This is a genomic window from Allobosea vaviloviae (genome assembly GCF_001298265.1).
GTDB lineage: Bacteria > Pseudomonadota > Alphaproteobacteria > Rhizobiales > Beijerinckiaceae > Allobosea > Allobosea vaviloviae_B.
In genome coordinates this window covers 1-8,303 of sequence record NZ_LGSZ01000072.1, presented here as the reverse complement: position 1 = coordinate 8,303, position 8,303 = coordinate 1, and the positions used below count along the sequence as shown (strand labels likewise).

6 protein-coding genes are annotated in these 8,303 nt (G+C 71.5%); 5 read left to right on the top strand and 1 reads right to left on the bottom strand.

The genetic code is table 11. The features are described 5' to 3' along the window. The first annotated feature begins 75 nt into the window (after positions 1-75). From cobN to cobJ, 5 genes are all read left to right on the top strand, one after another. Positions 76-3,585 (top strand): cobaltochelatase subunit CobN, encoded by a 3,510-nt coding sequence (cobN, locus tag AE618_RS23565; protein WP_349236451.1) that lies wholly within the window; start codon positions 76-78, stop codon positions 3,583-3,585. Beyond that, on the top strand, positions 3,582-5,012 hold the full coding sequence (locus AE618_RS23560) for a hypothetical protein (protein ID WP_082365524.1): 1,431 nt from the start codon (positions 3,582-3,584) through the stop codon (positions 5,010-5,012). Before cobN ends, AE618_RS23560 begins: the two co-directional genes overlap by 4 nt. Continuing rightward, the gene (locus tag AE618_RS23555) at positions 5,003-5,641 is read left to right on the top strand and encodes a precorrin-8X methylmutase (RefSeq protein ID WP_054211518.1); all 639 of its coding nucleotides are present in this window, start codon (positions 5,003-5,005) and stop codon (positions 5,639-5,641) included. Before AE618_RS23560 ends, AE618_RS23555 begins: the two co-directional genes overlap by 10 nt. Next, the gene (locus AE618_RS23550) at positions 5,574-6,395 is read left to right on the top strand and encodes a precorrin-2 C(20)-methyltransferase (RefSeq protein ID WP_054211517.1); all 822 of its coding nucleotides are present in this window, start codon (positions 5,574-5,576) and stop codon (positions 6,393-6,395) included. The genes AE618_RS23555 and AE618_RS23550 overlap by 68 nt, the downstream gene beginning before the upstream one ends. A 104-nt stretch (positions 6,396-6,499) precedes the next feature. Next, positions 6,500-7,369 (top strand): precorrin-3B C(17)-methyltransferase, encoded by an 870-nt coding sequence (cobJ, locus tag AE618_RS23545; RefSeq protein WP_082365523.1) that lies wholly within the window; start codon positions 6,500-6,502, stop codon positions 7,367-7,369. On the opposite strand, the gene AE618_RS23540 is transcribed toward cobJ, so the two are convergent. Continuing rightward, positions 7,312-8,076 carry a cobalt-precorrin-6A reductase gene (locus AE618_RS23540; RefSeq protein WP_054211516.1) on the bottom strand — a complete coding sequence of 255 codons (765 nt, stop codon included), beginning with the start codon at positions 8,074-8,076 and terminating at the stop codon, positions 7,312-7,314. The genes cobJ and AE618_RS23540 overlap by 58 nt on opposite strands. Positions 8,077-8,303: the final 227 nt, after the last annotated feature.

Genomic DNA, 8,303 nt, shown 5'->3' with positions numbered 1-8,303 from the left:
GCGTGCGCAGCGGGGGAGTAGTGCAGGAAGGCGGGGGGGGACGGCTGTCGTGCGGGCTTGGGGGGGGCGAGGGGGGTGTCGTCCCCGGCGCGCACCGGCGACTGTGGGGGGGGGGGGGGGCCCTTCCCCCCCCCCCCGGCCGGGGGGGGGGGGGGGGGGGGGGGGGGGCTGCAAAGCCAGAGCTCCAACCTGAATCGTTGCGCCGAGCGGGACTGCCCCCCACCCCAGCCCTCCCCACCGCAAGCGGGGGGAGGGATTGGCGGCGCGCCTGCGCTAACCGTCCGCCTCGCCTCGCTGCGCCGGCTCAAGCACCCGCTCTCGGTCGACCTGCTGATCGACAAGACGGTTCTAAAAAGCCGCTTCGTGCTGGTGCGCTGCCTCGGTGGGCTCGATTGCTGGCGCTACGGCGTCGAGCGGTTGAGCGAGACCTGCCGGCGCGAGGGCATCGCGCTCGCCGTCCTGCCGGGCGATGATCGCAACGACGAGCGGCTGGCGGGCCACGGCACCGTTCCGCCCGCCTGCGCCCGCGCCATCCTGGGCTATTTCCAGGCCGGCGGCGGCGCCGAAAACATGCGCCGGTTGCTGGCGATGGCGGCGGGTTATCTCGCCGCCGCGCGCCCCTCTTGTGACGCAGCTTCGCCCCTCGCGCCCCTGCCCCTTCCGCCGCTTTTTGCGCTGGGCACGGACGCCGCACCTATGCCTTGGCGCGAGGCGGTTGCCGCCCTTCCCGATCGACGCTTCGTACCGATTCTGGTCTATCGCTCGGCCGTCAGCGCCGGCGATACCGCCACCGGCGAGGCGCTTGCCGCTGCGCTCGCCGCACGGGGACAGGTCCCGCTGATCCTCGCCCTAACCAGCCTGAAGGACCCGGCGGTCACGGCGGAGCTCGCGGCGCTGATCGCGACGCGGCGACCGGCGGCCATCGTCACGACGACCGCGTTCTCGGCGCGCGAGGGCGGAGATTTCGTGCTCGACGGCGCCGATTGCCCGATCCTCCAGGCGATGCCCGTCGGCAGCACGCGCGAGGCCTGGGCGGCCTCGACGCGGGGGCTCTCGTCCGTGGATCTCGCCATGCAGGTCGCGCTGCCGGAATTCGACGGTCGTCTGGGTGCTATCCCCGTCGCCTTCAAGGCCGAGATCACCGACCCTGAAACCGGTCTGACCACCCGTCGGCTAGTGCCCGATCTGGACGGCATCGCAGCGCTCGCCGATCTCGCGACAGGCTGGATTTCGCTGGCCACCAAGCCGGCCGCGCAGCGCCGGCTCGCATTGGTGATGTCGGATTATCCGGCGCGGGGCGGCCGGGCCGGTTTCGCCGTCGGGCTCGACACGCCGGCGAGCGTCGGCGCGATCCGCGGGATGCTGGCGGAGGCGGGGTATGGGGTCAATCTTCCCTCTGCCGTCATCCCGGACGCAGCGGAGCGGAGATCCGGGATCCATTCCGGAACATTTGTCAGAGAGGTTCCGGAATGGATCCCGGGTCTCCCTGCGGTCGCCCGGGATGACGGCAGGGGTGATGAGAAGGATAAGGTATCTGGGCTGATGGCCGCCCTCACAACCGGCCCAGCCGCTCTCGCGCTCACGCTCGACGCCTATCGCGCGTGGCTCGCCGCCATCCCCACCGAGGCCCGCGACGCCCTCCTTGCCGCCCATGGCGCGCCCGAAGCCGACCCGGCCTGCACGGACGGCGCCTTCCGCTTCCGGGCCGTCCACGACGGCGCTCTCACCATCGCCCTGCAGCCGCCGCGTGATGCGACGCCGGATCGAAAGGCCCGCTATCACGATCCCGACGCACCGCCTGGCCATGGCTATCTCGCCTTCTACCGCGCGCTGCGCGAGACTGCCGGCATCGACGCGCTGATTCATCTGGGCACCCATGGCACGACCGAATGGCTGCCGGGCAAGGCGGTGGCCCTGTCGGCCTCGTGCTGGCCGCGCCTCGTCACTCAGGGGCTACCGGTGATCTACCCCTATGTGGTCGACGATCCCGGCGAGGCGGCTCCGGCCAAGCGCCGGTTGTCGGCGATCACGCTCGGCCATCTGCCGCCGCCGCTGGCCCAGACCGGGGCTGCGGGCGAAACCGCGTTGCTGCGCGACCTCGTCGAGGAATTCAGCCAGGCGCAGGTGCTCGATCCGCGCCGCGCTGATATCGTCGCCAGCGAAATCCGGGCGAGGGCCGAGGCGAGCGGGCTCGCCGCCTCCTGCGGCGTCACCACCGATCTCTCGATGAGCGACGCATTGACCCGGCTCGACGCGCATCTCTGCGACATCGCCGAACTGCCCTTCCGCGACGGGCTGCACGTTTTCGGACTGTCGGAGGCCGACCCCGTCTCGGCACGGGCCGAGCGCGAGGGCCTGCTGCGGGCGCTGGATGGGCGCTTCGTGCCGCCCGGCCCCGCCGGCTCGCCGCATCGCGGCCGGCCCGACGTGCTGCCGACCGGGCGCAACCTCTCGACGCTCGACCCGCGCGCGATTCCCACGCGGGCAGCCGCGCGGCTCGGGGCACTCGCGGCGCAGGCCGTGGTCGAGCGGCACCTTCAGGACCAGGGCGACCATCCGCGCCGCATCGTCATGGACCTCTGGGCCTCGCCAACGCTGCGCTCAGGCGGCGAGGATATCGCCCATGCGCTGGCGCTGATGGGCGTCGCGCCGCTCTGGGACGATGCCTCGACGCGAGTCACCGGCTTCGCGATCACGCCTCAGCCGAAGCTCGACCATCCGCGCATCGACGTCACCATCCGGATCTCGGGAGCCTTCCGCGATACATTTCCGCAGCAGGTCGCCCTGCTCGACGCCGCTGCGCGGGCCGTCGCCGCGCTCGACGAGGCGGATGAGTGGAACGAGCCCGCCGCCGCACGCCGGCGCGGCGAGGCGCCACCGCGCGTCTTCGGCGCCGCACCGGGCCGCTATGGCGCGGCGATGGCGGATCGCGCGCTGAACGGCGACTGGGCGCAGCGCGACGAACTCGGCGCCACCTACCTCGCCGCGTCCAGCCATGCCTATGGCGGGCCGGAGGGCAGCGCCCGCCCCGACGACGGTTTCAAGGACCGGATCAGGGCGGCCGACGCCTGCGTCCATGTCAGCGACACTGCCGGGCGCGACATCCTGGAGGCGTCGAGCGCGGCCGACGTCATCGGCGGGCTCGCGGCAGCCGCGCAGTCGCTCGGCGCGAACCCGGCGCTCTACAGCCTCGACAGCTCGAACCCGGAGACGCCGAAGGCGCGCACGCTGGCGGAGGACATCGCCCGCATCGTCCATGGCCGATTGACCCATCCGCGCTGGATTTCGTCGCATCTTGCTCATGGCTGGCGCGGCGCGGCCGAGCTGGCGGAAGCGCTCGACACGCTCTTCGTCTTCGCTGCGAGCACGGACGCCGTGCCGGACGGGCTGTTCGACGCGGTGTTCCAGGCCTGGTGCGCCGACGCATCCGTCTGGAACGCAATCGAGGCCGCCAACGCACCGGCCGCCGCTGCGATCCGCTCCCGGCTGGCCGAGGCGGCGCGGCGCGGGCTGTGGACCAGCCGGCGCAATTCGGTGGGGGCGTTTCTCGCCGGCGCGCCTGTCGTGCAGCGGGCCGCCGAATGACCGCGCCCTCGCCCGAAACCCTGCGGCGCGGGTGGTGCCCCAGCACGCTGCGGCCGATGGAGACCGGCGATGGCTGGCTCGTGCGGCTGCATCCGCCCGGCACGAGGCTGACCCCGGCGCAGCTTTGCCGCATCGCGGCTCTGGCGCGCGAGCACGGCAACGGGCTGGTCGAGATATCCGCGCGCGGCAACATGCAATTGCGCGGAATCACGGCGGAGACGCATCCGGCGCTGGTCGAGACGCTGCTGGCGGAACGACTGGTCGATGAGCATGACGGCGACGGGCCGCAGCGGCTGACGCTGGTTTCGCCATTGGCGTACCTCCCCCTTCTCCCTCCCCCCGCTTGCGGTGGGGAGGGTCGGGGTGGGGGGCCGGAAAGCCCGAGATCCATCCTTCATCGTCCCGCCGAGCGGCACTGCCCCCCACCCCAACCATCCTCACCGCAAGCGGGGGGAGGGAGTGCCGTCGGCGTCGTGATCGACGCGGTCGCTGTTGCTGCCGACATTGAAGCGCGTGCCCTTGGCATCGCCGCGCTGCCTGCGAAATTCTCCGTGATCGTCGATGATGGTGGAGCGCAATCGCTCGACGCGTTCGCCAGCGATCTGCGCATCGTCGGGACGTCGCCGGGCATGGCGCTGCTCGCACTGGCCGATCGCCGATGGCTGGGGCCGATCAGCGCCGAGCAGGCCGGCGACCTCGTTGCATCCATATTGGCACGCTTCGCCGCGCTGCGGGCCGCCGCGCCCGATGCGATCCGCCGCATGCGCGACCTGACGCCGGACGCGCTCGCGGCACTCTGCGACCTCCCCGTGGCCGCACCGCCGCCGCTGCGCCCCGCGCCCCGGCGCGCCGGGCTGTTCTCCCTCGATGCTGGTGACTTCGCGGCGCTGATCGGTCTGCCTTTTGGCCGTGCGGATGCCATCACGCTCGACCGGATCGGGGCCGCCGCCGAAGCCCATGGCTGCGCCGAGATCCGCCTGTCGCCCTGGCGCGGGATCGCCTTTGGCGGGATGGCCGAAGTCGATGTGAGCGCACTCCTCGCTTTTGCCGAATCGCTTGGGCTGATCGTCCGCGACGATGATCCGCGCCTGTCGGTGCAGGCCTGCGCCGGGGCTCCCGCCTGCCTGCGGGCGGAGACCACGGCCATGGCCGATGCGGCGCAGCTCGCCGAGGCGATCGCGCCGCTGCTGGCCGGCGGCCTGACGCTGCATGTCTCCGGCTGCGTCAAATCCTGCGCACGGCCGGGTGCGTCCGACCTGACGCTGGTCGGGCGCAACGGGCGCTATGGCGTCGTCATTGGCGGCTCCACGCGGGACAGCGCCGTCGCCGAGCTTGACCTTTCCGGGCTCCTGACGCGATTGCAGCCCGGACAGGAGATTCACGCCCGCCTGCTCGCGGCGGGGCGCATCGCAGGACCATGGGTTTGAAGACGGCTTACGACTATATCCATGACGGGGCGGCGATCTATGAGCGCTCCTTCGCGATCATCCGGGCGGAGGCCGATCTGTCGCGCTTCCCCGGACGGGCGGCGCATGTGGTCGTCAGGATGATCCACGCCTGCGGCATGACAGACCTGCCCGCCGATGTGGCGATGTCGCCGGATTTCGCCGCGGCCGCCGAGGCGGCGCTGAAGGCTGGTGCGCCCATTCTGTGCGATGCCAAGATGGTCGCCAATGGCGTGACGCCTTCAAGGCTCCCGGCCCGCAACCCGGTTATCTGCACGCTCGACGACCCCCGCACCGCGCCGCTCGCCGCCGAGATGGGGACGACGCGTTCGGCTGCCGCGATGGAGCTGTGGCGGCCGCATCTCGCGGGCGCGGTCGTGGTCATCGGCAATGCGCCGACCGCGCTGTTCCGGCTTCTCGAAATGCTCGACGCCGGCGCAGCCCTGCCAGCCGCCGTGATCGGCATCCCCGTCGGCTTCGTCGGCGCGGCGGAATCGAAGCTGGCGCTGGCGCAGGACGGGCGCGTGCCCTTCCTCGTCGTGCATGGCCGACGCGGCGGCTCGGCGATGGCGGCAGCCGCCGTCAACGCGCTGGCCCAAGAGAAGGAATGAGCCGGTGAGCCTCGAACCGGCGAAGGCCCGGACCCTGCTGTTCGGCGTGGGCCTGGGGCCCGGCGATCCCGACTACATGACGATCCGCGCCCGCGACATCATCCTGCGAGCCGACCGGCTGGTGCATTTCTGCAAGCGCGGCCGGCGCGGCAATGCCCGCGTCACGGCCGATGCCATCATCGCGCCCGATGCCGCCCGCGAGATCGAGCTCGCATTCCCGGTGACGATCGAAGTGCCGGTCGAGGACGAAGGCTACAGCCTGCCGATCGCGGCCTTCTACGACGAATCCGCCGCGTTACTGGCCGCCGAGATGGAGGCCGGGCGCACCGTCGCCGTGCTCTGCGACGGCGACCCGTTCTTCTACGGCTCCTTCATGCATCTGTGGCGGCGGCTGTCGCCGCGCTTTCCGACCGAGGTGGTGCCGGGAGTCACCGGCATGGCCGGCGCCTGGACCCGCGCGAACGCGCCGATCACCTGGGGCGACGACATCCTGACCGTGCTGCCGGGCACCCTGCCAGAAGCCGAGCTGACGCGTCGCCTCGTCGACACCGATGCCGCCGTGATCATGAAGCTCGGCCGCAACCTGCCGAAGGTGCGCCGGGCGCTCGCCGCCGCCGGGCTGGTCGAGCGCGCCGTTTATGTCGAGCGCGCCACCATGGCCGAGCAGGTCGTGACGAAGCTCAGCGACAAGGGCGACGACGAGGCGCCGTATTTCTCGATGGTGCTCGTGCCGGGCGAGGGACGGCGGCTGTGAGCGGGGATTCGCCCTTTCCCGACCTTTCGCCGTCATCCCGGACAAGCGGCGAAGCCGCGCCGATCCGGGATCCATTCCGGAACGCTTCCGGGGGAGGTCCAGGCATGGATCCCGGGTCTCCGCTGCGCTCCGCCCGGGATGACGGCGCGGAGGTGGCGAAGGTAGAGGAAAAGGCCAAGGCCGGCACAGGCTCCCTCACCGTCGTCGGCCTCGGCCCCGGCGAGGCGCATTGGCTGACGCCCGCTGCCCAGGCCGTGCTCGACGCCGCCAGCGATCTCGTCGGTTACGGCCCCTATCTCGACCGCATCGCCGCACGCGAGGGCCAGACCAAGCACGCCTCCGACAACCGCGTGGAGATCGACCGGGCCGGCCATGCGCTGAGGCTGGCCGCCGAGGGCAAGACCGTTGCGGTCGTCTCCGGCGGTGATCCGGGCGTCTTCGCCATGGCTGCGGCCGTGTTCGAGGCGCTGGAGGCGGGCGACCCGGCCTGGCGCTCGCTGCCGATCACGGTCGAGCCCGGCATCACCGCCATGCTCGCCTCTGCGGCCAAGGCCGGTGCGCCGCTCGGCGGAGATTTCTGCGCGATCTCGCTGTCGGACAACCTCAAGCCCTGGGAGGTCGTGACGGCACGGCTGGAGGCGGTTCTGGCCGCCGATTTCGTGATCTGCCTCTACAATCCGATTTCGAAGGCGCGGCCCTGGCAGCTGCGCGAGGCGCTGGAACTGGCCGCACGGCACCGCTCAGCCCAGACGCCGGTGATCTTCGCGCGCGCCGTCGGGCGGGCCGATGAGGGCTTGCGGATTCTCACGCTGGCGGAGGCGGTCGAGGCGGCTGCGTCCGCCGACATGGCGACGCTGGTAACGATCGGCGCATCGAGCACGCGGCTGATCGCGCGCGGCGAAGAGCGCCCTTGGGTCTACACGCCGCGCTCGGTGACGAAGAGCCCTTCCGCCACCAGCCAGGGCAGGACCTGATGGACATGGGCGACGGTCTCGACATCGGGCTTGGGCGGGCGCGCCACCATCACGACGGGCAGGCCGAGGCGGCGCGCAGCGACGAGCTTGCCGGCCGTGGCCTCGCCGCCGGAATTCTTGCTGACCAGGATCTCGATGCCCTCGCGGCGCATCAGATCCTCCTCGTCATCGGCATGGAAAGGCCCGCGCTGCTGGATCACCGTGACATGGGGCACGGGCAGGCGGTCCCCGATCGGCTCGATGGCGCGGACGAGATAGTGATGCTGCGGGGCTTCCGCGAAGACCGGCAGGTCGAGCCGGCCGATCGTCAGAAAGACGCGGCGCGGCTTCGGCCCCAGCACACCCGCCGCGGCCTCGATGTCGCGCACCTCCTGCCAGCGGTCGCCCGGCTGCTCATGCCAGGGCTCGCGACGGATGGCGAGCAGCGGCACGCCTTCCGCCTTGCAGGCATGCTCGGCGTTGAAGGGCATGATCGCGGCGAAGGGATGCGTCGCGTCGATGACGGCGATGATGTTCTCGTCGCGCAGATACTGTCTGAGACCCTCGACGCCGCCGAAGCCGCCGACGCGCACCGGCAGGTTCGATGGGCGGGGATCGACTGTATGGCCGGCAAGCGAGATGATGGCGCGGATGTCCGGAGCCTGCTCGGCCAGATGCTGGTCGAGCGCCGCCGCTTCGCTGGTTCCACCAAGAATGAGCACGGTCATGTCGCCAGTTACGCTTGAAACGCTCGGCCTGTCGAGCCGGGCCGATGCTGCGCCAGCGCCATCGGCTGGAGGCGAGACGCACCCCCTTCCCCCCGCTTGCGGTGGGGAAGGGTTAGGGATGGGGGGCAGCAAAGCCGAAACTCTATCCTTGGGAGTCGCGCCGAACGGAACTGCCCCCCACCCCAACCCTCCCCCCCGCTTGCGGGGGGAAGGGGGTGCGTCTCGCC